29 protein-coding genes and 1 other RNA gene are annotated in these 24,044 nt (G+C 35.5%); 5 read left to right on the top strand and 25 right to left on the bottom strand.

The features are described 5' to 3' along the window. Positions 1 to 360: 360 nt before the first annotated feature. The 21 genes from ACQH3L_RS04765 to ACQH3L_RS04665 form a co-directional block, all read right to left on the bottom strand. Positions 361 to 948, bottom strand: a complete 588-nt coding sequence (locus ACQH3L_RS04765) for a hypothetical protein (RefSeq protein ID WP_341813300.1) — start codon at positions 946 to 948, stop codon at positions 361 to 363. A gap of 31 nt (positions 949 to 979) precedes the next feature. Next, positions 980 to 2,470 carry a recombinase family protein gene (locus ACQH3L_RS04760; RefSeq protein ID WP_425384679.1) on the bottom strand — a complete coding sequence of 497 codons (1,491 nt, stop codon included), beginning with the start codon at positions 2,468 to 2,470 and terminating at the stop codon, positions 980 to 982. After that, complete coding sequence (locus ACQH3L_RS04755) at positions 2,463 to 2,903, bottom strand: DUF2924 domain-containing protein (RefSeq protein ID WP_236514648.1); 441 nt, start codon at positions 2,901 to 2,903, stop codon at positions 2,463 to 2,465. Before ACQH3L_RS04755 ends, ACQH3L_RS04760 begins: the two co-directional genes overlap by 8 nt. Before the next feature lie 5 nt (positions 2,904 to 2,908). Next, a complete protein-coding gene (locus ACQH3L_RS04750) occupies positions 2,909 to 3,361 on the bottom strand; it encodes an ankyrin repeat domain-containing protein (protein WP_236514651.1) in 453 nt (150 codons plus the stop codon). A gap of 33 nt (positions 3,362 to 3,394) precedes the next feature. After that, positions 3,395 to 4,090, bottom strand: coding sequence for an ankyrin repeat domain-containing protein (locus ACQH3L_RS04745; protein WP_425384678.1), 696 nt, complete (start codon positions 4,088 to 4,090; stop codon positions 3,395 to 3,397). A gap of 168 nt (positions 4,091 to 4,258) precedes the next feature. After that, on the bottom strand, positions 4,259 to 5,425 hold the full coding sequence (locus ACQH3L_RS04740; protein ID WP_425384677.1) for a phage tail protein: 1,167 nt from the start codon (positions 5,423 to 5,425) through the stop codon (positions 4,259 to 4,261). 271 nt (positions 5,426 to 5,696) lie between these two features. Then, positions 5,697 to 6,488, bottom strand: coding sequence for a baseplate assembly protein (locus tag ACQH3L_RS04735; RefSeq protein WP_425384676.1), 792 nt, complete (start codon positions 6,486 to 6,488; stop codon positions 5,697 to 5,699). A gap of 2 nt (positions 6,489 to 6,490) precedes the next feature. Further along, the gene (locus tag ACQH3L_RS04730; RefSeq protein WP_264376986.1) at positions 6,491 to 6,826 is read right to left on the bottom strand and encodes a GPW/gp25 family protein; all 336 of its coding nucleotides are present in this window, start codon (positions 6,824 to 6,826) and stop codon (positions 6,491 to 6,493) included. Between the two features lie 2 nt (positions 6,827 to 6,828). Continuing rightward, positions 6,829 to 7,083: a PAAR domain-containing protein gene (locus tag ACQH3L_RS04725; protein ID WP_425384675.1), complete on the bottom strand. Its 255-nt coding sequence runs from the start codon at positions 7,081 to 7,083 to the stop codon at positions 6,829 to 6,831. After that, positions 7,080 to 7,544, bottom strand: coding sequence for a phage baseplate assembly protein V (locus ACQH3L_RS04720; protein ID WP_047759504.1), 465 nt, complete (start codon positions 7,542 to 7,544; stop codon positions 7,080 to 7,082). The genes ACQH3L_RS04725 and ACQH3L_RS04720 overlap by 4 nt, the downstream gene beginning before the upstream one ends. Then, positions 7,531 to 8,010, bottom strand: a complete 480-nt coding sequence (locus ACQH3L_RS04715) for a hypothetical protein (RefSeq protein ID WP_425384674.1) — start codon at positions 8,008 to 8,010, stop codon at positions 7,531 to 7,533. The genes ACQH3L_RS04720 and ACQH3L_RS04715 overlap by 14 nt, the downstream gene beginning before the upstream one ends. Before the next feature lie 9 nt (positions 8,011 to 8,019). After that, positions 8,020 to 8,511 (bottom strand): phage tail protein, encoded by a 492-nt coding sequence (locus ACQH3L_RS04710; protein ID WP_425384673.1) that lies wholly within the window; start codon positions 8,509 to 8,511, stop codon positions 8,020 to 8,022. Further along, positions 8,496 to 8,810 carry a head-tail joining protein gene (locus ACQH3L_RS04705; protein WP_425384672.1) on the bottom strand — a complete coding sequence of 105 codons (315 nt, stop codon included), beginning with the start codon at positions 8,808 to 8,810 and terminating at the stop codon, positions 8,496 to 8,498. The genes ACQH3L_RS04710 and ACQH3L_RS04705 overlap by 16 nt, the downstream gene beginning before the upstream one ends. Positions 8,811 to 8,907: 97 nt before the next feature. Beyond that, positions 8,908 to 9,912 carry a major capsid protein gene (locus ACQH3L_RS04700; RefSeq protein ID WP_425384671.1) on the bottom strand — a complete coding sequence of 335 codons (1,005 nt, stop codon included), beginning with the start codon at positions 9,910 to 9,912 and terminating at the stop codon, positions 8,908 to 8,910. 37 nt (positions 9,913 to 9,949) lie between these two features. Next, positions 9,950 to 10,321: a head decoration protein gene (locus tag ACQH3L_RS04695; RefSeq protein ID WP_425384670.1), complete on the bottom strand. Its 372-nt coding sequence runs from the start codon at positions 10,319 to 10,321 to the stop codon at positions 9,950 to 9,952. A gap of 67 nt (positions 10,322 to 10,388) precedes the next feature. Further along, complete coding sequence (locus ACQH3L_RS04690) at positions 10,389 to 11,438, bottom strand: S49 family peptidase (RefSeq protein WP_425384669.1); 1,050 nt, start codon at positions 11,436 to 11,438, stop codon at positions 10,389 to 10,391. Next, entirely contained in the window at positions 11,435 to 12,853 is a 1,419-nt protein-coding gene (locus ACQH3L_RS04685; protein WP_070356858.1) for a phage portal protein, read from the bottom strand. The genes ACQH3L_RS04690 and ACQH3L_RS04685 overlap by 4 nt, the downstream gene beginning before the upstream one ends. Positions 12,854 to 12,955: 102 nt before the next feature. Continuing rightward, entirely contained in the window at positions 12,956 to 13,237 is a 282-nt protein-coding gene (locus ACQH3L_RS04680; RefSeq protein WP_010962706.1) for a type II toxin-antitoxin system RelE family toxin, read from the bottom strand. Continuing rightward, positions 13,228 to 13,488, bottom strand: a complete 261-nt coding sequence (locus tag ACQH3L_RS04675; protein ID WP_012673197.1) for a hypothetical protein — start codon at positions 13,486 to 13,488, stop codon at positions 13,228 to 13,230. Before ACQH3L_RS04675 ends, ACQH3L_RS04680 begins: the two co-directional genes overlap by 10 nt. 40 nt (positions 13,489 to 13,528) lie before the next feature. Beyond that, positions 13,529 to 13,750: a hypothetical protein gene (locus ACQH3L_RS04670; RefSeq protein ID WP_425384668.1), complete on the bottom strand. Its 222-nt coding sequence runs from the start codon at positions 13,748 to 13,750 to the stop codon at positions 13,529 to 13,531. Further along, a protein-coding gene (locus ACQH3L_RS04665) for an IS5-like element ISWpi1 family transposase (RefSeq protein ID WP_425384643.1) occupies positions 13,747 to 14,579 on the bottom strand; the annotation gives its coding sequence in 2 pieces (ribosomal slippage) (positions 13,747 to 14,210 and positions 14,210 to 14,579; 834 coding nt in all). Before ACQH3L_RS04665 ends, ACQH3L_RS04670 begins: the two co-directional genes overlap by 4 nt. A gap of 344 nt (positions 14,580 to 14,923) precedes the next feature. On the opposite strand from ACQH3L_RS04665, the gene ACQH3L_RS04660 reads away from it, so the two are divergent. Beyond that, positions 14,924 to 15,544, top strand: a complete 621-nt coding sequence (locus tag ACQH3L_RS04660; RefSeq protein WP_010082437.1) for a superoxide dismutase — start codon at positions 14,924 to 14,926, stop codon at positions 15,542 to 15,544. Next, positions 15,541 to 16,812 carry a M16 family metallopeptidase gene (locus tag ACQH3L_RS04655; RefSeq protein WP_425384667.1) on the top strand — a complete coding sequence of 424 codons (1,272 nt, stop codon included), beginning with the start codon at positions 15,541 to 15,543 and terminating at the stop codon, positions 16,810 to 16,812. The genes ACQH3L_RS04660 and ACQH3L_RS04655 overlap by 4 nt, the downstream gene beginning before the upstream one ends. Before the next feature lie 6 nt (positions 16,813 to 16,818). On the opposite strand, the gene ACQH3L_RS04650 is transcribed toward ACQH3L_RS04655, so the two are convergent. From ACQH3L_RS04650 to nuoE, 3 genes are all read right to left on the bottom strand, one after another. Beyond that, entirely contained in the window at positions 16,819 to 17,136 is a 318-nt protein-coding gene (locus tag ACQH3L_RS04650) for a WD_0736 family protein (protein ID WP_010082444.1), read from the bottom strand. Positions 17,137 to 17,327: 191 nt separating this feature from the next. Beyond that, positions 17,328 to 18,542, bottom strand: a complete 1,215-nt coding sequence (gene tgt / locus ACQH3L_RS04645; protein ID WP_010082445.1) for a tRNA guanosine(34) transglycosylase Tgt — start codon at positions 18,540 to 18,542, stop codon at positions 17,328 to 17,330. Continuing rightward, on the bottom strand, positions 18,543 to 19,043 hold the full coding sequence (nuoE, locus tag ACQH3L_RS04640) for an NADH-quinone oxidoreductase subunit NuoE (RefSeq protein ID WP_010962799.1): 501 nt from the start codon (positions 19,041 to 19,043) through the stop codon (positions 18,543 to 18,545). It abuts the gene before it with no gap. A gap of 224 nt (positions 19,044 to 19,267) precedes the next feature. Here nuoE and ACQH3L_RS04635 point away from each other — a divergent pair, with 224 nt between their 5' ends. Then, a complete protein-coding gene (locus ACQH3L_RS04635) occupies positions 19,268 to 21,394 on the top strand; it encodes a hypothetical protein (RefSeq protein WP_095742742.1) in 2,127 nt (708 codons plus the stop codon). A 157-nt stretch (positions 21,395 to 21,551) separates the two neighbouring features. Next, positions 21,552 to 21,901: RNase P RNA component class A (rnpB, locus tag ACQH3L_RS04630), an RNA gene on the top strand. A gap of 51 nt (positions 21,902 to 21,952) precedes the next feature. On the opposite strand, the gene ACQH3L_RS04625 is transcribed toward rnpB, so the two are convergent. Continuing rightward, positions 21,953 to 22,723, bottom strand: a complete 771-nt coding sequence (locus tag ACQH3L_RS04625) for a response regulator transcription factor (RefSeq protein ID WP_010962797.1) — start codon at positions 22,721 to 22,723, stop codon at positions 21,953 to 21,955. 325 nt (positions 22,724 to 23,048) lie between these two features. On the opposite strand from ACQH3L_RS04625, the gene ACQH3L_RS04620 reads away from it, so the two are divergent. Then, entirely contained in the window at positions 23,049 to 24,032 is a 984-nt protein-coding gene (locus ACQH3L_RS04620) for an NAD(P)H-dependent glycerol-3-phosphate dehydrogenase (RefSeq protein WP_010962796.1), read from the top strand. The last annotated feature ends 12 nt before the right edge of the window (positions 24,033 to 24,044 follow it).

Below are 24,044 nucleotides of genomic sequence, written 5' to 3'. Positions count from 1 at the left end.
GCATTGGTTTTCTATCTACTATACATAATATTTCTATAAGCTGGGGAAAGCGTATTAAGTGAAGGTATTTTAAAACTTGAGCATGGTTATGGTAAGGCAAAAGTAAACAATCAAAAAAGCCAGAGAAGAGTAATAGTTTTAATGCGGTGGGCTAAGAATGGGGCTTTGTTATGGTGTTTGTCTATATAATATTTGGTGTACTTTTTATTGTTATCTTCTCTAATTTGTTAGACTCTTAATAAATGGAGTAGAATGTTAAAGGCTCCATAAGCTCAAATTAAGAAAAAATGACAGTGGGGCTAAGGTAAGTGATATTAGGTTAATAATTTAAGAGATTTTTTAGAGAAGTTATCTTGGCACTTATGGTTTTTGAGTATACGCTGGATTTAAAGAAGACTGAATATCTTCCACTTTCTCGAGCTGGGTATTGGGCTTTATAGCATTATACAGGGCAAAACCCATACAAACCAACCCAATAATCCCGCCAACTACCGCTATAACGTGTACTTTGGAATATTCAATCAGTAGATAAGATGCAACACAACTTACCAATAATACCGCACCAACAACACCAGCCAGGATTGCTTGTCTTTGCTGCGTTGTTTTTGTTAATGATTTCTCTTCCACAGCATCACATGGCTTTATTTCATTTGAAGGAAAGTCATTGGGTACATTGGACGTCTCTATTGGAGCATCTTGAGTCTTTTCGCTGGTTTCACATGTAGGCTGAGATATATTAATATTATCACTATTTTTATTGATATTTTTACATAGCTGAGTGTCAATTTCTGCAGCTTTATCAGCATTAGCGATCTCTTTTACCTCAACTTCTTCTGGAATATTAGAGTTCCTTGATTCCTCTATGACAGCTTCTTTTGCAGTAGTGGTATCTTTTCTATTTTTTAACTTTCTGGTAATACCTCTCCATATTTTCTTCGGTGTTCTCATGATGTTTTTCTCCTTGTTACTTTTATAAACGTTACATCGCTAATCCATAAAATTTTTCTACCTGCTCACTCCACAGCATCGGTATTTCCCTCAAGTCAGATAGCTTCAAACCTCTTGGCTGCCTCCCCTTTACTATATCTTCTTTAATCTTCGGAGCTAAATAATTCAACCTTAAAATTTGCTGTATACGTCTTGTACCTATACTAATTTTGGCACTCAGCTCCTTCACACTTTCGTATTTTCCCTCTTCTAGTTGCCGTTTCCACAGATGGGCTCTTACCACTGCTTTCAGTAATGCATTGTTTGTTTTTCCTTCTGGCTCTACTACTGTGCATTTGTTTCCTTTCTTTTTTAACCACATTGGTATAAATTCCACCTTATCCTCTAAACACACTTCTATTTCATCTTCTTTTACCATTACTCCTTTTATTAACTTTTTCACTACTTCTTTCTGTCTTCCAAAACTTAAATTTTTCCACTCTTCCGCTTTTTCTCCCCATTTTTCATATAGCTGCTCTGTTTTTCCCATTACTTCTTTTTCTATTTCTCCTGCTACTACTGTTCGATTTACTGATTCACAATTCTTCCCCCTTAAGTGATTATTACATATGTAGTATCGATACCTTTTATTCTCTTTTTTTGAGTACGTTAGCGTCATATTTACATCACAGCTTTTGCACTTAATTATTCCCCTAAGTAGCGCTTCTTCATATTTTGCTTTTCTATATGGTTGATTCCTTATCAATTCCTGCGCTTTTTGCCACTTTTCTTCCTCTATTATTGCTTCATGTTTTCCTTCATACTCTTTCTCATAATGTCTGATTTTTCCCATATATATTGGATTTGTTATTATTCTTCTCACCGTCGCTTTTTTAAAGATATCTGATTTTGTTCTGTAACCTTGACTATTTAGCTCCCTTGCTAGTTCTGCCATTGACTTCAGCTCTATATACCTCTCAAATATATGTTTTACCAACTTTGCTTCTTTCTCATTTATTATTAATTCCTTATCTTTTGCATCATACCCAAGCGGTAAAGTTCCACCCATCCACAATCCCTGCTCCTTTGATGTTGCTATTTTATTTTTTACTCTCTCTACTATCATTTCTCTTTCTAGTTGTGCTGCTCCTGATAACACTGTTTGTACAAATTTTCCCATTGGCGTATTATTGTCAAATATCTGCGTTACTGCTATAAAATTTACTCGATGTCTTCTAAAAAATGATGTTACTTCAATGCTGTCTTTTGTTTCCCTTGATAGCCTATCCAGAGTATACACCACTACACAATCTACTTCTCCTTTTTTTACATCTTCAAACAATTCCTTTATCGCTGGTCTTTCTAAATTTTTCCCTGAGAAGCCTCCATCGTCGTACCTTTTGGCCGATACTACCCAGCCTTCTTTGCTCTTTATATATTTTTCACATGCTACTCGCTGCGCATCTAAACTGTTAAACTTTTGTTCTAGACCGTCTTCATTTGACTTTCTCGTATATATTCCACATCTTATCCCTTTACACATTTTCCTTTCCCTTTTGATCACGCAAACCAAATAGGAGCGGCCCATTGTAACTCATTCCCATTATTTTTCCGGCTACTGCTGACAATGACGTGAAAAATTCTTCTCTGTAGATTAAACCCTTATCTGTTACCATTACTGCATGCGTCTCTTCCCCTCTCTCTAATATTAGCTCTGTTCCTTCTACTGGCAGTTTGTCACTACTTATTCTTTTTCCCTTCTCCAGCCGATCTGCTAAATAATCTAGTCTTTTTGACCCTTTTCTTGACATTTCTCCATACACTTTTTCCTGCATTCTATAAGCTAATCTTGGTATCAGATATTTCTTTGAATGTTTAGGTGCCTCTTCCCCAAATACCTTCTTCCACGTTTTTCTCAGCTCACCCAAAGGTTTTCTCTCTAAATTCATTACTTTCTTTTCTGTTTCTTCCTCCATATTTTCTATCCTCTCATAAATAACTTTTCAATTCTGTCTATTTCTTTCCTCAATATTTCAGTGATCTCTTTGCTATAATCCATCGCTGTCATTCCAAATTTATCTGCTTGCTCTATTTCTGCTCCTGCTTCTACTAGCTCCTCCACTATTTCTTTTTTTTCCACCATACATGCAAGGTGCAATGGAGTGCATTTACTTCCATATTCCTCAGCATTTACATTCCCTCCTGATTTTATTAATTCTCTCACGGTTTCTAGGCGTTTTTCCGTTACCGCTAGGTGCAGTGCTGTATATCCTTCTACATCTGCTGCATTCACATTCGCTCCTTTTTCAATTAATAACTTCACTGTTTTTGCGTCTACTGCATAATGTAGAGCTGTTCTTCCCTTTTCGTCTCTTGCGTAAATATTTTTGTATGAGTACTCTAATAGTGACTCCTCTTTTCCTTTTTTACTCATAACCTACCTCACCTTTTTTTTGAATTTAAATTCCTAAGCCCTCCTTTTCACCACCTCATCTATCATTTCATTTACTTGGCTCATTATCTTGCTTGCTAAATTTTGACATTCTTTCTTTATTAGCGATTTGTCTCTCTTCCTTATTTCTCCTATCTCTATTATTTTTAGCTCCGGCATGTAGCTCCCATTCAACATGTCTGCTATTTCTCCCACTAGCCTCTCTATTCCATAGCACGTCAGTTCTCTACTTTTTGTTATTCCTCCTTTTTCTCTCAAAAATTTACTCGCCTCTTCACTCTCTTTGCTATCACATAGACGATACTTTTCACTTTCCCAGATGTAATACATTGGTGTTGCACCATATTTATTCAGTTGATTAACTTCAGCTCCAGCCTTTACTAGCTCTTTTATTATTTCAACTCCTCCTATTTTGCACGCAGAGTGCAGTGGCGTACATCCACTGACATATTGAGTGGCATTTACTTCTGCTCCCGATCTTAGCAGCACTTTTATATTTTCTAAGCTTTTCGCAAATACTGCACAGTGTAGTGGTGTATAACCATTTTTATCTCTTGCATTAACCTCTGCCCCTTTTTTTATTAATAATCTCACTGTTTTGTAATCAGAGATTTCTACTGCTTGGTGTAATATCGTCTCTCCTTCTTCATTTCTTTTATTAATATCGTTACTTGATACTTCTTTAAAAAACTTACTCTTGCTAAAACTCATTTCATACCTCACAAAATTAGCTTTTCTAGCACCAGACAAATTTCTTATATTTACCTGCTGCTATTCAAGTCATGTCCTTTTTAGCATAAGAAAGCAAGTCTTTTTCTGTTTATTTCATACACTTTAACCTGTTATTAATATAATATATGAGGATCTAAATATAAGTACTTAACTTATTAGAGATATTACTTGACTATTTTTCCAACTTCTGTGCAAGTGTCGATGTTCGTGCCACTTCAGTACTCCTGGGTAAAATACTAAAATGTAATTTTCTAATTCGTGTATTGAGTCTTTTTGCTCTGAATCTGAGTCATTTTTATAGTAAACGTTGTGTTCTGCTAAACCATATTTTGTAATCTTCTGATCTGTATAGTTTTCTATTTTGTAGTGGTGAGTAACGCTAAACCTTTCTAAAATTGGCTTGTGTTTTAAACTCCAATGTTGCCCTGAAAGTTTATCGTTTCCCAATACAAATTTATTTCCTTCTTCTTCTATTCTACCAACTGGAAAACAGCTATTTATTTCTCCTAATTTCCAGCTATCTGACAGTACAATCTGCGCTTTTGCAAATTTAATCGATGGTAATAAACTCTGTGGTAATGGATATAGTGCTTTTAAGTTGTACCACAAATGATCTCTTTCATAGATGCCTTTATAATCCCTTGTGTGAGGCTCGGTTTCTCCAAGGATTCCTACATCTAGGCGATATATATCATTGCTTAAAGCTCGTTCATAATGATCGCGTAGATAGTTTTCTATAATCCTAATAACTGGACCACTAGACCTGAAAAAATTTACTCTTCCAAACGATAACACTGGTCCATCTTTTTCTATTTTTACCCCTGAATAATCAGAAAGAAGATCTCCAAATAAACTCTCATCCAATATAAATCTCTGCACATTATAATAATCGTTAAAAATCCTCATTAATCTGGATCTTACAGGCAGTGATAGTTTTGCCAGCTCTACTACTGCATCTACGAAGAAGTCATTTGGTACCTCTTTTATCCCTACTTGCAACTCAAAAAAGTGTTTACCGGGTGGCTCTTCAATAATTGTAATATCTTCTATATTTGCCCACTTTAGTGCTATTTTGAGTGATGCTGGGGTTCCACGTAGTCTTTGAAATTTTACTCCTTCTACTACGGCTTTTCTTCTATCTTTTACCCAACGCAGTATCTCTTCTAAACCATATTCTTCTATTATCCACGGCAATGTTTCTTCTTTAAGATTAAACTTAAATCCTTTGATACAGCTTGGATCAACCTTATAATCTATTGCATCAACCAGTGCTTGCTCTTGCTTTGTTGCGTTTGGCGGTAATAAACTTTTCATTTGTCTTTTCTTTCCAGTTGCTTTAATTTCCTTTATTTAGGTAGCTTATGAGTGAGCAAGAGATCATTGCAAAACTGATAAAAAACAAAAATATTCTCGGTATTAAAAATACTTTCTTTGATATTTGACTATATTGTTAATACCTTAAAAAATAAGTTGCAACAGCTAGGAGAAGGAGAGTCTTTTCGTCTGCATAACATTGGTCGTTTTTATCCAGTAAACCACTTATTGCACGTAATCCTCTCACTGGCACAAAGCAAAAAAATACGTTTTAAATCCTATCTAACTTGACGTAGCTAAGCACCGCACACTCATTCCCCAGTACCACAACATCCTCTTTTGGTTCTATTAATTCTACATTCTCTACACCCTCTACAAATAGATTTGCTATTATCCAAGATCTTGTAACATTCCATCCCAGCCTTCTATTTGCTTCAAACTTCTTAATGAACTGCTTCTTGATTTCTTCCTCTGATATTACAGGACTTATGCTCATTCTACTGTGGATATCTATTTCCGTAATATTGCAACCAATTACTGTTACTGTATCGGTTAAAACCCTTATATCATCTCTAGTAACCTGCTTTTTTACAATTTCTAGTAGCTCTTCTGACACTATGCCAGTTTGTGTTGATAAGATTGAAATTTGTACTTTCCCTGGTATAGGTGATTCCACTAGTGCATCTTTTACTCTACTATCTGCTGACAGTGCATGATATTTATAATATTCCTTACTTCCTCCTGTTGACCAACCTGCTATTTTTGCTTTTACCCTCTTTCTAAATCTTTCATCCTCTTCTTCTTTTTCTCTCTCTACTCCATAAAATTCAGCTAAGTTATCAAGATCTTCTCCCGTTGCAAATTTAAGTAAATTACCCTTTACAGCTTCGTTTATCCTTTGTCTGAGTAAAAGTTCTCGCCATGCTGCTACCTCCAGAACTTTCATTGCTGGATCCGATTCTACTAATCCTGAAAAGGTTTCATCTCTACGGACTAACTCTTCTTTCATTCTTGAAAAGATTTCCTCGAAATTTGGCTTTTCTACAATATTTAGCTGCTGCATCTTTAAACTACAATTTCATCAAAATGAATGTTTTTCCCGCTTGGTAAGTATAATCCTTCTAGGTCAAGCGTTACTTTTCCTTCTTTCACCTCTGTCATTTTTACTTTTTCTAGCTTAAATCTTTCCTCCCACCTTTGTAGAGCTTCTGCTACTGCTGAATAGATTTCCAAAGTTAAATCTCTATTTATTGGCTTATCTACTAATTCAAATAGTCTTGACCCATAATCTCTCCTCATTATTCTACTGTTAATAGGAGTGGTCAATATATCAATTATCGACTGCTTTAAGTGCTCTATTCCTTCTAACGTTTTTCCTGTTTTAGCATCCATACCCTTCATTTCTATTTTGCAAAGACGCTTTCACTGCCTTTTATTACTTTAAACCCACATGAAACTATATCTCCTACTCTTCCTACACTAAGACCATTTGCAAACACTGTTTTTGATCCTTGAATCATTACTTTTCCTTCACTAAAACTGTCTCCTTTTCTACATATTGACTTACCGTTTACAAAAACATTATTACTTCCGCTAATGCAGAAATGTGGTATAGCTTCTCCACAGTAGTCTCCTAACCTCACTATTCCTTTGTTCAATTTAAGTCGATCCTTTCTGCTTTCAGTTTTATTCCACTTTTTGTCATTTCTATCTCTGATTTTCCTACTTTGAAATTTAATTTATCCACTACAGAAATTTCAAGATTCTTGCTCTCTTTGTCATACAATAACTTTGTTCCATCTTGAAATACTAAACTGTTAATCATTTCACTATTCTCTGGAGCAGAATAATTTTGCTGATATATTCCAGCTAGTACTACTCCTAATGATAACTCTCCCAATGGTGACAATATTACTACCTGTTCATTTATGCTTGGTGGTAGCCAGCTTCTTTCCTCTCCTGCTCTAGAAGTTATCCATGGAAGAAAATCTGTTAAAAGTTCTCCTATCTTCACTCTTACTTTTGCTTTCTCATAATCTACTTCTTTTACAACTCCTATTCGTACAATGTTTGCTAACTTTCTTTGCAGCTCTGAAATTGCAAAATTACTCTCTAACATTTTCTTCTATTATAATCGTATGTGGCTTAATCTTATTTTCTGTCCATATCGATTTACCTAAATGAAGCTGATGACTCCAATCAACCATCCACACCAAATATGCATCTAATTCGGGTCTAAATCCGTCAATTTCTGCAGAGATAAATTCTCCTGGTGAAACATTTTTTATATTCCATGTATTTTTGTTTACAACTTTTGCCACCTCAGCAGCTAATGTTCTGACAATAATAGCTGCATTTTCTATTGTGCTATCAATCACAATTCGTGCTTCAAATCTTGCTTTCAGTGCTAATTCTTCTGTTCCTGGATCTTTTCCCGATTCTAAACTCACAAGCTCTACAAATAACGCTGGCGCTACTAATTCTTTCCTTATTGCTGGATAAATTTCACATGTCTGTATAGCCAGTATTTCTTCCTTCAGTGTGCTGCAAATTGCTTTATGTAAATCTTTCCAGAACTTTGTCATGCATATAATTTAACTTATGTAATGTATAAAATATTTTTCAAATACCTTTTCAACTTCATAATTAACAAGATTCCCTATTATCCTTGAAGCCTCAGGTTCGAGTGGCAACTTAACTTCCTTTATTGGCAATGCTGCTCTTCCTTCACGTTTAAACATACCGTTATTTCCTTTTGGCATAACTGCTGCAAATCCTCCTATAAACTCATGCTTTCCTACTTTCGATCCTCTTCTTGTTTTTTGTATTTTACCAATTATCGATGCTCTAATGTCATAGAGATTTGCTCTAATTAACACTTCTAATCTGCTAGTTTTCGCCTTAAAAATTCTTAATCTCTTTCTTATCAAACTTAATTTTATCTTCTTTTCCTCACTAATTTCTTTTGCTGTCTTCAATTTTAGCCATAGTGCTGTTCTGTTTAACGCTCTCACTATTGCTAATTCTATTTTTTTTCTTTTAGCATTTACACTTTCTGTTACCTCAACTTCTATATGAACAGACATTCAGATGCTTCGATTCGCCAGACCATTCCAGATTTATCTCTAAGTGGTGGTGTGTGTATTTTGTATTTGCAATCACCTATAACAAAAATATCTCCTACAATTGGCCTCAGTATATCAAAAACGCTTACCTCAAGAAAAAGCATCTTTCCCACAAATTGTCCTTCACCAATCTCGTATAATTTATCTGGCTGTTGCTTTAGTACTTGCACCATATATGACTTACCCTTTGACTCATATAAAGCCAGCTCCCCTAAATGGGCAAGACAATCTTCTAATAATCGCTTAATATTCTCTTGCATATTTCTTTTTGATATACTAACCTTTACATGCTAAGAAAGCGCATACCGGTAGAGTCGTTCTGTGCCTCACCACCTTGTAGTTACTCTACCAGTATTGTTATGCTGCAACGATCTTGACCAAAACGGCCGGGCGGTGGCACACTGGCAGAGGATTTGACTGCGTATGTAAATCGGTCCCTCTATCAAATCTCCTTGGTTCTTGTTTTACATATAGTGGCTGTCCAAGAGTATTCACTGTTTCATTAAAATCTGCTGGTGCAAAATATGTTGTAAATGTGCTTGCTGTTCCTACTGGAAAACAGTGTCCTGTATCTCTTTCTATAAACCTTCTTACGGTTCCTTCAGGGTCAGTTGCTTGACCTCTATATTCCTCAAATGTGATTCCGCAGAATGTAAATCCTGACCTCATATCATTCCTTAGCGCTGCTCCTTCTTGCCATCTCTCATATGCCTCTTTCACCTTACTATGGGAAGTTAATGCATCAAAAAACTCAGGGCTTACCAGTGCATGAATTCCCGTCATATATTCACCACTTAGATTATCTTCTATATGCCGGAGTACTTCCAGACACTTACGTTTTACATCTGTTGTTGCAGTTCCTAGTGCAAAATTTACTACTTTTGGTGTGATTTCAAATTCGTTGTACAGATTTAATAATTCTGACCCATCAGCATCTAAAATTATTCCTTTCAGCGCTCCCATCCGCAAATGTTCCAACGTTATCGCATGTTTGTTTCTCATCAATTGCAAATGGTCCGTTATTACATCTGCCAGCGCTTTCAGTTCACTCTCTGATCCAAATGCTCTTATTCCCTGTACTTCCTCTGGTAATACTACATCATCATGTGGAATATGTGGAATCGTAAATGTTCTTACCTTTCTTTTGCCACGTTTTCCTACTGTTGCTGGTGCCCCTGGTACTTGCGTTGGTAGTAAACTTAAAACTCCGTTATGTTCTTCTATGGTAATATGTCTAAATCTTACTGACCTATTTGGAAACAAGTTTAAATTTTCAACACGTCCATAATTTATCGGCAATATATTCATCGCATTTGTTAGTGCCGTCATGCTAAATGCTGTGTTTGTAAATGGATTTTGCATTTTTTATTTTCCCCCTTTTGTATTTTTAATAGTTTTTTTAAGCTCCCTTGCGGACAATGATTCCTCGTACTTCAAGTTGCTTTATTGCTGCAGCTTTCTGTTCTTCAGTGATATTTGCTGGCCACACCACTGCATGATCAGCAAGAAGAGAAATACGAGTAATTATTATTGCTTTAGTATCTCCATCTTTGCTATTTACATCGCTTGTTATTACACCTATTGCTGTTTGTGTACCATCTGTGGCAGTTGGATTTATTATCTTAACCATGCTATCTTTATCGAGAGCCACTACTGTACCAAGCTTTAGGTTCTGCCCTTTTGCTACTGTTATCTGATCTCTTGAATATAGACTTGATGCTTCATACTTTAATAAGTCACCCAGATTATTTTGTTCGCTTATACAACTCATAAATTTCTCTCCTTAACTGCTTACCGCCACTTTTATCAATGCTATATACGGCGGTTATAAAAATACTTTAACTCCTACGACTTTTCGCTACCTGCATCATCAATTCTTCTCCTGAATTCTGTGGTATTGCACTCAGTATCTCTGTCTTCTTTGTTCTATCTGCAAGTAATTCCATTAAAACTTCCCTAGCTTGCTCAACACTTACACTTTGCTCAATAAATTCTCCTATCTTTTCTGGCATCTTCGATAAATTACATAAACGTATTAATTCAAGAACTTCAGTACGATACTTGGTTAAATTATCAGTTTCTTCTTTTACGTTATTTGTAGTTTGTTCATTCATAGTAATACTCCTGTTTTTATTAATAGATGAAAGAATTGTAATTCCATCTGCAAGACCTATTTCTACTGCTTTCTCGCCAAAATATAGCCCTGCTTCTGTTGATTTTATTGCCTCTACAGAAAGGTTTCTATTGCGTGCTATTAGCTCAACCAGCATTCCATATAAACGATTCACTTCGCTTTTTAGGCTTTCTAAACTCTCAGAAGTTATTGGCTCATGTGGATTTAAATCATTTTTTCTACTTCCTGCAAATACTGTCGTATATTTTATTCCCTGTTTTTCATCAAACCCACTTTGATCTATATGACTTGCTATTACTCCTATGCTTCCAACTCCTGAAGTTCTAGTTACCAATACTTTTTCAGCACTTGATGCAATTGCATACGCCGCAGAATACGCATCATCATTTGCTATTGCCACAATCCTCTTTTTTCTCCTTGCTTGGTAAATAAAGTCGGAAAGGTCGAATAAACCGTTTACTTCTCCTCCGGGGCTGTCTATGTCCAAAATTATTGTTTCTACTTCTTTATCTATTAAAGCTTCTTCTATCTCTTCACTTATCTTCTCATACGATGTCATCCCCAATACATCATCAAAAACTTCTGACTTTTTCGTCAAGATTCCATGTATTGGTATTATTCCTCTTTCACTATTTCTTACCGCATGTTTTATATTTTTAAAGATAGGCTGCTTTCCTGTTTGTAGTGACAGTAATTCAAAACTCCTTGGTTCTACCATTACACATCTGTTTAGCCATATCGCTTGGTTTTTCATATTATCTCTTGATTAGTAGTAACGTCGGAATCAAAACTTAAACCCAAGGAACTAGCACGTCTTTGATCTTCTGCAATTTCTTGGTCTATTTCTTCTACATCATAACCTAGCTCTGAAACCACTTCTGATCGACTCTTAAATCCATTTCTTACTGCCATTTGTTGTGCTTGCTGGTCTTTTAAAGGATCCACCCAATCAAATCCCTGTGGTATCCATTTTACTTCTTCTTTCGCTGCTTTTGCTACTTTTTTATCTATACTCAGTTCTCCACAGAGTACTGCTAATTCTAGCCATCTACTCCATACTGGTCTGCAAAATTGAAATACCATAATGTTGTGTTGCAGCATAGCACATCTACGACGAAACTCTATTAATCCTGCTCGAATGGATGAATAATTAACGCCCGTTAAATCTCCTGTTAGTTGCTCATATGTTATCCCTGTGCCTATTGCTATTGCCCTCAGCTGCTGTCTCATGAATGCTTCATAACTTCCTCCTACATCAGATGGCTCTGAAAATTTTATGTCTTCTCCTGGGTCTAAAAGCTGCATTGTTCCTGGCTCTAAACCTGATAGTGCTACTCCTTGCTCATTACTTTCACCTTCTCCTAAAATATTTGCTTCAGGATCTAGCCTTGTAATAAACCCTGCAAACATCGCTGCTGTCTTTTTTCTCACTAATTCTGCATCATCATATTGATCAAGTTCATAGAGCTTTAGCAGTATACTCGAAAGCCATGGCTCTCCTCTAATTTGCCCAGGTCTTAATGGTCTATAAATATGTAAAACATCATTTGCTGGCACTCTCACTGATTCACCAAATGAGCCTTCACCAGGGTGTTCTTTAAATAGGTAATATGCTTCTCTTTGCCCAAGCTTGTTAAACTCAATCCCGTTTCTTATTACATTACCATTTCCTAAAGTTTGATTTGTTTTATTATCTAAATGTTCAGACTCAAGTACTTGCAGTTGTAATGGCACAGAAAATCTATCTTCCAGCTTTCTCGTTCTTAAACGTACAAAACATTCTCCTCCCTCTATCATACTTCTGCATACTAGAGCTTGTAATCCATAAAAATCACTTACTCCGTTACTGTCTGCTTCATCTGTCCATCTTAGCCATAATTCTTGCACCCTCTTTCGAAATTCCCCACCCCTTGCTTTTGATTGCGGTTTTATTCCTGTTCCAATAGAGTTACTTACTATTGTATCAATAATATTTGCTGCATATGGATTTTTTCTCACCATATCACGTGATCTACTACGTAAAGTTTCAAGGTTTTGAGACAGCAAATTGTTTATACTTCCTAACTCTGGTTGAAAGTGAAAAAATCTTCTTCCTGAGCCTGCAGCATCCCAGGCTGAGCTTTTTATCTTTGGTTTGTTAAATAGTTGTTTGAATGATTTTAATAACATTTTGCCTCTTTGATTATGCAACAAGTTGTTGCACAATTTGACATTGAAAAATTATAGCAAGTTGCTAGAGAATTTGGTCAACAGATTGTATGTAGAGAGTCATTACTCTGGACTACGTTTATAAATTTCTTTTCGATGTCCTATTGCTGCAATTTTGACCATGTGCTCTGAGTTATCTATTAAGTATATGACTCGATAATCGCCAACACGCAACCTAAAGTAGCCTACCCATTTATGCGATAAAGCCTCACCTACTTTATCAGGAATAATTGTGAGACGTTTTTCTATAGCTTTTTGCACCCTTAACCGTATTGTTTTCGGAAGAGAAGGAAGATCTTCGGTATCTACACCTTCTAAATAACCAATTTGGTAAATTATTCCCACTTGATATCTTCATGTCTAATTATTTTTGCTCCAGGAACATTACGTTTAGCAGCAAGTTCAAGTAGAGCTATTTCTCCTTCATCCATTTCGTCACCTTCAGATAGTTTACTTACCTCAAGTTCTTCTTCTACTAGATCTTTTACAATTTCTTCAATAGTTCTATTTTGAACTTTTGCCATTTCTGTAAGATACTGAGCAAATTCCCCCTCAAAATTTACATTAACATTAAGCCTTCCTTGACTTTGATCCATATTATTCACTGTAAGATATCAACTCTAAACTATAACATTTTTACATAATTTTGTCAACCCCTTTATTTGTTGAAAAAACAATTTTTCTCTTTGGCTTCATACCTGCAATTTTCAATTCAGCCTTAATACGTTGTCTTAAGCTTAGTAAATCATTTATATCTACTTCAGCATATCTCACCACATGGTCACCATATGCAATTGATACCACTCTTTCGCCACTCTGAAGCTTCTTTAGAGGTTGTCCGGAAACTAGTAAATTCAAGCATATTCCCTCTTTAACATAACCCTACTCATAGCTAGGTATATGAAATTCTCAGTGGATGTTGTGAGTAAATCATACTCCTTCGATAGCCTTCTATTCCTATTAACCCAAGCAAAAGTCCTTTCTACAACCCATCTTCTTGGCTGTACTTTAAACCCTTGTTCTCTTGTTGGTAGTAGCTCAGGTGGCGTATCTTTGTGCACCCAAAATCTACATGGAGGCCTTTTAACAATTTCAATATCTATGTCATATTCTTCCTTTGTGTGATTCTTTAAATTTCTTCCTTGGTATCCCATGTCAGCCCACATTTTTTTAACTTTAGTATATTTTGTTCTCATATTGTTTAATGCTATTTTAATACCATCTCTATCATTTTCGTTAGCAGCGCCTACGTAACAACCTAGTATAAAACCCTGAGTGTCTGTAATTATATGCCTTTTTCTACCCTTTACTTTTTTACTTCCATCATAGCCTTTGATCCCCCCTTTTCTGTAGTCTTTACAGATTGACTATCTACTATACAGGCACTCGGCTGCTCATTCCTTCCTATTTTTCTTCTACTATATTTTGTAATTTCATAATTCATTTTCTCAAAAATTCCCTGCTTCTTCCATTGCCTGAACTGCTCATACACAGTCTTCCATAGCGGAAAATCATTTGGTAAATACCGCCATTGACACCCTGTACGCAATACATAGAAAATTGCTTCTAATATTTCTTTTTTGCTATACTTTGGCAGCCTTCCTCCTTTCTTGTATGATACTCTGAAGTGTTTTTCTATTCTTGCCCATTCCCTTTCGCTTAGATCTGTTGGATACTTTTTTCTCATCTTTACCCCGTACTAAAATTTCAGATATTATAGCCTTTTACTTGTTTCCGGACAACCTCTAAGTTTCCTCTTTTGGAACATAGAAACACCCTAGGAATAATCCTACTGAATTCTATGATATTATTTTTTGTAACATTGTTATAGACATCATGATAAGGGGGTTGGCGAAGGGTGTCAAGTAACTTTTGCATTTAATCCATTTCTATGGCTTATATAATAATCGTTATTGTAGTATAATTTAGAATAATGCAATAGATACCTAAATGTTTTAGCTATTAATTATATGTTGCACAAAAGCATATATTGCCCTACCATCCAAGTAGGTTAGAAATAAAGAGGTTTTTATGAGTTTTACTTTACCTGAATTACCATACGATAAAACAGCTTTGGAGCCTTATATATCTGCAAAAACCTTAGATTTTCATTATGATAAGCACCATAAAGGATATTTAAATAAACTCAATGAGCTAGTTGAAAATACGGATTATCAACATGTAAAAATTGAGGAATTAATAACAAAAGTGCATGGTAATAGCGGCAACTTGCCTATATTTAATAATGCAGCACAAGTTTGGAACCATACTTTTTATTGGAATTCAATGAAAAAAAATGGTGGTGGTAAGCCTAAAGATGGTAGTCTTCTAGCAAAAAAAATTCAAGACGATATCGGTGGCTTTGATAAATTTTATGAAGAATTTTCGAGTCATGGAGTAAGCCAGTTTGGCAGTGGATGGGTATGGTTAGTGCTCGAAAAAGGTAGGTTAGGAAAGCTCAAAATCACCAAGACTCCAAATGCAGATTTGCCAATAATTTATGGCCAAGTGCCACTACTCACTATGGATGTGTGGGAGCACGCCTATTATTTAGATTGTCAAAACCGTAGAATTGACTACATAAAAGTTTTCCTTGATCATTTGATTAATTGGGATTTTGCAGAAGAGAACTTAGAAGAATATATGAGATGAATATACCCCGGGTAACAAAATTAGATAATGGTCTGCGCATAATAACTGAGCAGGTGCGTGATATTGATTCCGTAGCTTTAAGCATACGAGTTGGTGTTGGCAGTAGAGCAGAAAGTGCAAAGCAAAATGGAATATCCCATTTTTTAGAACACATGGCTTTCAAAGGGACGAAGACAAGAACTGCCTTTGAAATTGCAAAAGCTTTTGATGACATAGGTGGAGTTTTCAACGCTAGCACCGGTAGGGAAAGCACCACCTATTATGCAAAAGTCCTCAAGAAAGACATAAAAACTGGTATTGATATATTAATAGATATATTGATGAATTCCACGTTTCCAGAAGATGAATTGGAACGTGAGAAGGGTGTTGTAATACAAGAGATTTTTCAAACTAATGATTCACCAAGTGACATTATTTTCGACAAATATTTTGAGGCAGCTTATAAAGATCAACCATTTGGTAGGTCAATCTTAGGCACGCAAGATACTGTAAAATCTTTTACTCGAGGAGATCTAGATAATTACATAAATGAGCATTACTTTGGTGAGAATATGCTATTTGCCGTTGCAGGAAATGTTGAACATGAAGAAGTTGTTGCATTAACCAAAGATTTTCTCTCAAAGATTCATTCTAAAAAGCTGAAAAAAAGCCAAAATGCGAGCTGTACTGGTGGTGAGTATTTAGAACATCGTAAATTAGATCAGGTACACTTGCTAATTGGTCTACCTAGTGTTTCTCGCCATGACGATAAATATCACACGTTTCAAGTGCTTGATTCTATATTAGGGAGCGGAATGTCATCACGTTTATTTCAGGAAGTAAGGGAAAAGCAGGGATTAGCTTACTCTGTTTATTCATTTAATTCCAGCTATACTAATACAGGAATGTTTTCCATTTTTGCTGGTACAGACAGTAGTAACTTAGATAAGCTTTTAAAATCTATAACGACAGAGTTGAAGAAGTTGTCTACAGATGATCTGAAGGAAGAAGAAGTAAATAGAGTGAAAGAGCGAGTAAAATCCCAAATTTTAATGTCACGCGAAAGTGTTAGCTCACGTGCTGAAACATTGGGACACTACTACGGTAACTATAATAGGTACATCAGTAAAAATGAATTAATAGAAAAAATTAGTGCAGTTACCAATGCTAACGTAAAAAAAGCAGCAGAAGAATTGTTATCTCAGCATGAAAAAACCACTCTAGCTGCAATTGGAGAAATTGAATCATTGCCAAGTTACGATAAAGTGGTTTCTATGCTTAAAGCTTAGTGTACTTTAATTATGTTGCTTAAGCTCACTAAAAAGTTCAATGAACGGTTGCAAAATCCTTTCTATAAAAAGTTTGCTTTCTGGTTCATCGCGTATATTACTTATCAGTTTATTCAAAGTTTTCTCGCTGTTTCGTAAAAATAAATAGCTTTCTACTGCTTGCACACCAGACAAGACAGTCAAAATTCCTCCTATCACTAGACAAGCAGCTATAGCAGGTACGGTACCCACTGCAATTGCAGTTGCGATTAATGATAACCCAGCTAAGAATGTAACGGCTGAAACGCAAAACGCTATTTGATGTTTTTCTTTATTGTTAACCATAAATACCTCACAAAAACTATATTTTTAACATACCAGTGTTGTCATGTATTGTCAAGTTTTTAAAGAAGATTAAAAAATGCAACGCACATGTGCAAAAAACGCTAACTATGGATTAGCCAAGGAAGAAAGAGTAGGAAGAGGAAGGCTTTTTCTGTTTTAGGGAATATAAAATAAGCGTAGAAAAATATGAACTAGGTGTATAATTCACAGTGTAGTGGTGTCTCACTAATCCAATTATTTTTCTCCCGATCTAGCCTATCATCTAATATAGCCTGCCTTATTGATGCCATTAACTTATTCATAAAGAAAATATTATGAATGGTAACGAGCGTGTAAGCCAGGAGCTCTTTAGCTTTCAGTAAATGGTGTATATAAGCTCTTGAATGTTTTCTGCAGGTAAAACATAAACAGTCACTTTCAATTGGGTTGTTGTCCAGCTCAAATCGTTGATTCCGCAAATTAATATGCTCTTTGCACTTTGAAGAAATAGAATTTCTGTTTTTTACTTTAACAAGTGCGCCACCATGCCTTGCTAAGCGGGTTGGATGCACGCAATCAAACGTGTCAATTCCAAGCTCTACTCCGCGGAAGATGTCCACAATTCCACCAATACCAAGCAAATGAGTAGGCCTGTCTTTTTTCAGGTGGTCCATAGTGAAAGAAACTACATCATGCATCTGCTCTTTACTTTGACCAAGTGATCCACCTATTGCTTGACCAAAAAATGGCAAATCGTTGATAAAATCACAACTTTCTCTACGTAAATCTTGATACACTCCGCCTTGACTAATTCCATACAGTGCCTGCTTGCCATTATTGTTTTTTTCAAATTCATTTAAAGAACGTTCAGCCCATCTGTGGCTCATGAGCATTGATTTTGCTGTGTATTCTTTGCTTACGTGAAATGGAGTGCATTCATCTAAAACTAGGATTAAATCTGCACCTAATTTCTGTTGAATTTGTACAGATTTTTCAGGAGTTAAGCAATAAATTTTACCATTAATGTAAGAACGGAAAATTGCCCCATCCTCATTAATTTTGATCAAAGTTTTTTGTTTTTTTCTTATTCCTTTTATCTCTTCCGAAACTGATCCGTGGCCTAAGCTAAATATCTGATATCCACCTGAGTCAGTTAGCATTGGCCCATTCCATCCTATCATCTTGCGCAAACCACCAAGTTTTGCAACAGTATTCTCTCCTGGTTGAAGCATTAGGTGATAGGTGTTGGAAAGTATGATTTGGGTACCAGCTTCACTTATTCTTTCAATATCTGCGGCTTTAATTGCAGCTTTTGTTGCGCAGAATATAAAAGCGGGGGTTTCTACGCTTCCATTTGGAGTTTTAATTGTTCCAACTCTTGCAGAACCTGATTGCTTGATTCTCTTGAATGAAAATTCTTCTTTCATCTATTTGCCCGAAAGTTCTGTTATGATGTTTTCTACTTTCTCAGGAGTAAGATTTTCATAGAAGTCATTATTGATCTGCACAACGGGAGCATTAACGCATGCACCTAGGCATTCAACTTCTTTTAAAGTGAACAAATTATCTTTAGTAGTCTCACCGATATTGATTCCAAGTTTTTTTTTAAAGGTATTTAAAACTTCTTCACTATTGCACAACCAGCAAGGAGTTGTTCTACAAATTTGTATTAGATATTTGCCTACTGGTTTTAAATTATACATGGTGTAAAAATTTGCCACTTCATATACACGAATATGTGGAATATGCAGCATATCAGCAACATAACGCATAGCAGATTCAGAAACCCATCCGCATTGCTCTTGAACCAGATATAGTAAAGGCATAACAGCACTACCTTCTCTACCTTTGGGATACATCTCTATAAACTTTCCCGCTTTCTTGAGGTTTTCTGATGTAAAACTAAACTGCTCTTCTTTTTCTATCATTCATGAGACTCGTGTAAACTTTAACAGATTATACCTGTAGAACCAATGATTGCAATTGTTGGTTTTTTGAGAAATAGCATAAAGCTTCTTAGCCCTCTTCAAGCTTATATTTACCTTTTAGTATAAAATATTATATTAATTTTTTAATTTTAGTTAAAATTTTCATTGACATTAACACACAGGAGTAATCATAATAGCATTTTATTAATATTTTAAATAAAATTATGTCTATATTAAGAAGATTGCTCGGGATCAACTCAAATACACCGGAAATTAAAGAAGCGATAGGTTTTAATCCAACAAACGTAGAATTAATTGAGGGGAATGGAGTTGCTTACGGACTCAGCTATCAAGATAATGGTAATGGGAGCAGTAAAGTAAAATTACTTATTAGTCCATTATATCAATCAAAAACATACGAATGTGGTACAAATATCAGCGTAGCAAATGAATTCAAAGATCAATTATCTCTCACATTAATAGAAGATTCAGCTGAAATAGATAAAGTTGGAGTTATCTTTCCTGAAGAAGGAATTAGCGAAGAAGGAGAAAAATGCGTTAAAGGCTTATCTTTTAACACTTACGGAATTAAACAATCAGTTAATACTCCTTCAGTTGAACATTTAGATAAAAGAAAATTACAAAAGAATATTGATAATAATAGTCTTGCAAATGTGGGCAATAGTTACTTTCAACCAAGAGCAGTGAAAGTTGGTAATGGTGACGTAATTGTAATCGCCCATAACTTAAAGGATCAAACTTTAGTTTCTTGGTACTTAAAGTCAAGCGAGAGCGGAAAATTTAAGGTATTGACTGGAGAAAAAGGTGTTACAGAAAGAAAATTGTTCAATTTTGATAATCAGGGGCAATTGGCATTAAATGGAAACACGATGCTTTATTCGCAAGTGAGCAAAAGGATTACTAAGGAAAATCAAGAGGTGAGAAAAACACGTATTTTTAAATTTGATATGGCTAAAGTGATTCAGGGTCTGAAGGATAGAGTTAATGGCTTTTTACTTGGTAATCGAAAAGGTCAAATAGATAATAAAGCACTATCTCTTTCTAGAGAACATGAAATAAGCTTTTTGCAGTATGTTGAACAAACGGAAGGAAATGATCTAGTTGCTTTTCTTGAAAATGACCAATCAGCTAATGAGCAGAGGTTACATATAGCAACTCTACTTAAAAATGGATCAGTGTCAGATTTTCCTATCTATCAATTTACAGATCCTATAGAGCAATTATATATTAAAGGCAACGGTCAGGGTGGTTTTATCGTAACTGCGGTAAGTGGAGAAAATATTGTAACTTTTAATCAAAACGGCTCTGGAAAATCTTCTGAAGCAACAATAATACCGGCAAATAGCATCAAAACTCTCAGTGATTTTGTTAATATCATTAACGGTCGATTAACGCCAGATATTATTTCTAGTAGTACCGTGGCTCCTATAACTGTTGCAGAAACGGTTGTGACTTCTAAGAAGACGCCGACTGCTGCAATTACTAGCACAGCAGAAACCGACGCTGTGAAGACTACTAAATTGACAACGGAAGCCGTTGCACCTACTTCTACAATGAATAAACCTTCAACAGAGTCAACGACTCAAACAAGTACAGTAACAGTGGAGCCAACAACAGCAACAAAAACAACTGCTACTTCACAAGCAACCACGATTACTGCAACGTCAACTAATGTGCCTTCGGAAACTGAAATAAGTACTGTAAAACCTACAGCAGCGACTGGTGCGTCGACTTCTACGATGAGTAAACCTTCAACAGAGTCAACGACTCAAACAAGTACAGTAACAGTGAAGCCAACAACAGAAGCCGTTGCACCTACTTCTACAACGAATAAACCTTCAACAGAGTCAACGACTCAAACAAGCACAGTAACAGTGGAACCAACTGCGCCAACAACAAGCTCAGAGAAAACTACACAAACAGTATTTAGTATACCAAGTACTAGAACAAAAGAGTCAACAACTCCTATATTCACCACGACTTTACTTCCTCAGTCTACTTCTTCACCACAACCTACTCAACTTGCTATAGGGTCTAATAAGGCAGGAATGATAGGGGGATCTTTGGTTGGAGCAATAGGTATTGTTGGAATTATAGGATTCATAGCATATAGATATGTTAAGGGTCGTAATGCTGCTCCTGTATTAGAACTAACTGATTTGGGTTATAGAAGGCGATCATCTTCAAGTAGCGATGAAGAAATTTTTACCACTGGTAACAGAATGCGAACTATATATCAATCTGAAACAGTGCTAAATAGTATATCAGTAGAAAGTAGTAGTCGATCAAGAAGTAGCTCATCGTCTTCAAGCGGTGGACCAGGCTCTTGACTAACTGAAGCGGAGTCTAAAAGTGAAAAAAGCTTATCTTGGGATAGTGATGATGTGCCGGAATATCACCTTTAGCTATTTGTCTAAATGTTTTTAATATGTAGACTGTTAGGAAATTGTCTTTTGCTTTTGTGATTTTCATGTTAAAGTATAATTCCTAGGTGAAATAAGTAGCTGCTGTTGTGTGATAAACATAGCAGAGGAAAGTCCGGGCTCCAAGGAAAAATAGTGACGGGTAATGCCCGCCGGAGGTAACTCCAGTTATAGGGCTACAGAAAATTACCGCCTAAAATATTTTTAGGTAAGGGTGAAAAGGTGTGGTAAGAGCACACCATGGCAATGGCAACATTGGTAGTCAAGTAACCAACACTAGGAGCAAGATTAAATAGAAGTAGATTTTATGTTTTCCTCATATCTACTCGGGTAAATCGCATGCGGTAAATGGTGACATTTACTCCAGATAAATAGCTACATAAACAGAACTCGGCTTATATTCCACCTAGGCGTTCACATGATACGTGCGATATAAGCCATGCTATATTTAAATGTGTAGGCATTTCATGCGTTGTCCTTCACTTGTTCTGCTTGATAGCCATCACTACTTTCGCCTACATTAACATTAGAATATTCATCATCATCAATATACTCTTTCAGAACATACCCTCTGCCCCAAACGGTTTCTATATGGCTTTTTCCATCATTTGCACTTTCAAGTTTCTTACGTAATTTGCACATAAAAACATCAACTATCTTGTTATCTGAAGGTTCATCCAAGCCATTGTAAAGATGATTTAAGAACATTTCTTTTGTTAGTACTGTTCCTTTACGCAGTGCTAGCAATTCTATCATAGAATACTCTTTATTAGTAAGGTGAACCGTTTTACCTTTCACCTCAACAACCCTGTGATCAAAATTGATATTTATATTACCAATCTTTATCACCGATTCAGGATGGCCTTTAGTACGACGCACTATGGCCTTAATTCGAGCTAATAACTCGCTTTTATGAAATGGCTTGGTTAAGTAATCATCGGCACCATACCCGAGTCCTTTAGCTTTGTGATTGACAGCGGATATGCATGAAAGTATTAAGACAGGAACTTTGATTTTTGCACTTCTTAGTCTTAACAATATATCATATCCGTCAATATCACCAGGTAAGTGTATATCTAAAATAACTAGGTCATAGTAATCTCCGTTTGAGGAAACCATATTATTGTTATAATCTTGTGCAGAAGTAACAACGTCACAGAAGTGTCCATCAGAAGTTAAGGCGTTAACTACAGTCTTTGCACTTACTTGATCATCTTCAATTAATAATATACGCATATTTTACACCCCATAAATAATTTATAATTTTAGTAATATATATAACTAAGGAAAGTAATAAATCAAATTTTTATTAACAAATGATCAAAATTACACTTATTAATTAATAGTAAATATATTGTTCCAAAGTTATATAAATAGATCTAAAATATAATAGACATACCATGATAGTAATAATATTTTTAGTAAATATTGAATTAAAGTTACTATTATTAAAAGAATACTTCGGTTAATAAATATTTAACTATTCTATATGTCTGTGTTATATTTTTAATTTACTTATCCTACTATTTTAAAGTATAAGTAATATTTTCAGGAATATTGTGTGGCAATATCAATTTTAGGTGCTGGTGCATGGGGTACAGCAATCGCAATTTCATTAGGTAGTAAGAAAGATGTGATTTTGTGGACTCACAATGAAACTACATTTGAATCAATCAACGGGAAAAGAGAAAGTGACAAGCTACCCGGTTGTCGAATTTCTGATAATGTGTCAGTAAAATTGGCTATTGAAGACATAATTAATGCTTCAGTAACAATCCTCGCTGTTCCCACTCAGTCTCTGAGGAAGGTATGTCAGCAATTGCATAATTGTAATCTGAAAAAAGATGTAGCAATAATTTTAGCTTGTAAGGGAATAGAAAAGTCTACATTAAAATTACCTAGTGAAATAGTAAATGAAATTTTACCTAACAATCCTATTGCTATTTTTTCAGGTCCTAGCTTTGCTGTAGAAGTTGCAAGAAAATTACCCTATTCAATGGTTCTTGCATGCCAAAATAACACATTAGGTTCAAAGCTAGTATCAGAGCTGCAACAAGAAAATGTTAAATTGGAGTTTAGTAACGACATTATAGGAGTACAGATTTGTGCAGCGTTAAAGAACGTTTTTGCTATAGCGTGTGGGATTGTTCTAGGTAGTAAACTTGGGTTTAATGCTCATGCAGCATTGATTACGAAAAGTATGAGCGAAATTAAGGCTTTATACTCAGCAAAAATTGGTGACGGTAGTGTGGATATAAATACACTACTTGGGCCAGCATGTCTGGGTGACCTAATTATGACATGCACATCCTTGAATTCAAGAAACTTATCTTTTGGGTTTAAAATAGGTAATAGTGACAATGGCTTTAATGTTCAGCAGATTTTGTCAGAAGGCAAGTCAGTGATTGAAGGTTTTAGCACTGCTGAGTCCATATTTAATTTAGCAGGAAAGCTAAAGATAAAAATGCCTATATGTGAAGCGGTCTATAGATTATTGTATGAAAGCGCCTCTATAGAGGATACTCTTTCTGTTCTTATAAGTTAATTTTGTATTTGG

Source organism: Wolbachia endosymbiont (group A) of Sturmia bella, from assembly GCF_964030905.1.
Lineage (GTDB): Bacteria > Pseudomonadota > Alphaproteobacteria > Rickettsiales > Anaplasmataceae > Wolbachia > Wolbachia pipientis.
Note: the sequence above shows the minus strand (reverse complement) of the source record. Positions and strands in the feature narration are given on the sequence as shown.

Excerpts from the sequence above, each read along its gene's own strand:
- ACQH3L_RS04755 (WP_236514648.1), bottom strand. The coding sequence starts at position 2,903 with ATGGAGGAAGAAACAGAAAAGAAAGTAATGAATTTAGAGAGAAAACCT.
- ACQH3L_RS04685 (WP_070356858.1), bottom strand. The coding sequence starts at position 12,853 with ATGTTATTAAAATCATTCAAACAACTATTTAACAAACCAAAGATAAAA.
- tgt (WP_010082445.1), bottom strand. The coding sequence starts at position 18,542 with ATGAAAGAAGAATTTTCATTCAAGAGAATCAAGCAATCAGGTTCTGCA.
- ACQH3L_RS04695 (WP_425384670.1), bottom strand. The coding sequence starts at position 10,321 with ATGAGTTGTATAAGCGAACAAAATAATCTGGGTGACTTATTAAAGTAT.
- ACQH3L_RS04690 (WP_425384669.1), bottom strand. The coding sequence starts at position 11,438 with ATGAAAAACCAAGCGATATGGCTAAACAGATGTGTAATGGTAGAACCA.
- ACQH3L_RS04750 (WP_236514651.1), bottom strand. The coding sequence starts at position 3,361 with ATGAGTAAAAAAGGAAAAGAGGAGTCACTATTAGAGTACTCATACAAA.
- ACQH3L_RS04735 (WP_425384676.1), bottom strand. The coding sequence starts at position 6,488 with ATGCAGCAGCTAAATATTGTAGAAAAGCCAAATTTCGAGGAAATCTTT.
- nuoE (WP_010962799.1), bottom strand. The coding sequence starts at position 19,043 with ATGATAGAAAAAGAAGAGCAGTTTAGTTTTACATCAGAAAACCTCAAG.
- ACQH3L_RS04650 (WP_010082444.1), bottom strand. The coding sequence starts at position 17,136 with ATGGTTAACAATAAAGAAAAACATCAAATAGCGTTTTGCGTTTCAGCC.
- ACQH3L_RS04720 (WP_047759504.1), bottom strand. The coding sequence starts at position 7,544 with ATGTTAGAGAGTAATTTTGCAATTTCAGAGCTGCAAAGAAAGTTAGCA.
- ACQH3L_RS04655 (WP_425384667.1), top strand. The coding sequence starts at position 15,541 with ATGAATATACCCCGGGTAACAAAATTAGATAATGGTCTGCGCATAATA.
- ACQH3L_RS04700 (WP_425384671.1), bottom strand. The coding sequence starts at position 9,912 with ATGCAAAATCCATTTACAAACACAGCATTTAGCATGACGGCACTAACA.
- ACQH3L_RS04705 (WP_425384672.1), bottom strand. The coding sequence starts at position 8,810 with ATGCAAGAGAATATTAAGCGATTATTAGAAGATTGTCTTGCCCATTTA.
- ACQH3L_RS04635 (WP_095742742.1), top strand. The coding sequence starts at position 19,268 with ATGTCTATATTAAGAAGATTGCTCGGGATCAACTCAAATACACCGGAA.
- ACQH3L_RS04730 (WP_264376986.1), bottom strand. The coding sequence starts at position 6,826 with ATGAAGGGTATGGATGCTAAAACAGGAAAAACGTTAGAAGGAATAGAG.
- ACQH3L_RS04740 (WP_425384677.1), bottom strand. The coding sequence starts at position 5,425 with ATGAAAAGTTTATTACCGCCAAACGCAACAAAGCAAGAGCAAGCACTG.
- ACQH3L_RS04625 (WP_010962797.1), bottom strand. The coding sequence starts at position 22,723 with ATGCGTATATTATTAATTGAAGATGATCAAGTAAGTGCAAAGACTGTA.
- ACQH3L_RS04760 (WP_425384679.1), bottom strand. The coding sequence starts at position 2,470 with ATGTGTAAAGGGATAAGATGTGGAATATATACGAGAAAGTCAAATGAA.
- ACQH3L_RS04660 (WP_010082437.1), top strand. The coding sequence starts at position 14,924 with ATGAGTTTTACTTTACCTGAATTACCATACGATAAAACAGCTTTGGAG.
- ACQH3L_RS04675 (WP_012673197.1), bottom strand. The coding sequence starts at position 13,488 with ATGGATCAAAGTCAAGGAAGGCTTAATGTTAATGTAAATTTTGAGGGG.
- ACQH3L_RS04765 (WP_341813300.1), bottom strand. The coding sequence starts at position 948 with ATGAGAACACCGAAGAAAATATGGAGAGGTATTACCAGAAAGTTAAAA.
- ACQH3L_RS04710 (WP_425384673.1), bottom strand. The coding sequence starts at position 8,511 with ATGTCTGTTCATATAGAAGTTGAGGTAACAGAAAGTGTAAATGCTAAA.
- ACQH3L_RS04745 (WP_425384678.1), bottom strand. The coding sequence starts at position 4,090 with ATGAGTTTTAGCAAGAGTAAGTTTTTTAAAGAAGTATCAAGTAACGAT.
- ACQH3L_RS04715 (WP_425384674.1), bottom strand. The coding sequence starts at position 8,010 with ATGACAAAGTTCTGGAAAGATTTACATAAAGCAATTTGCAGCACACTG.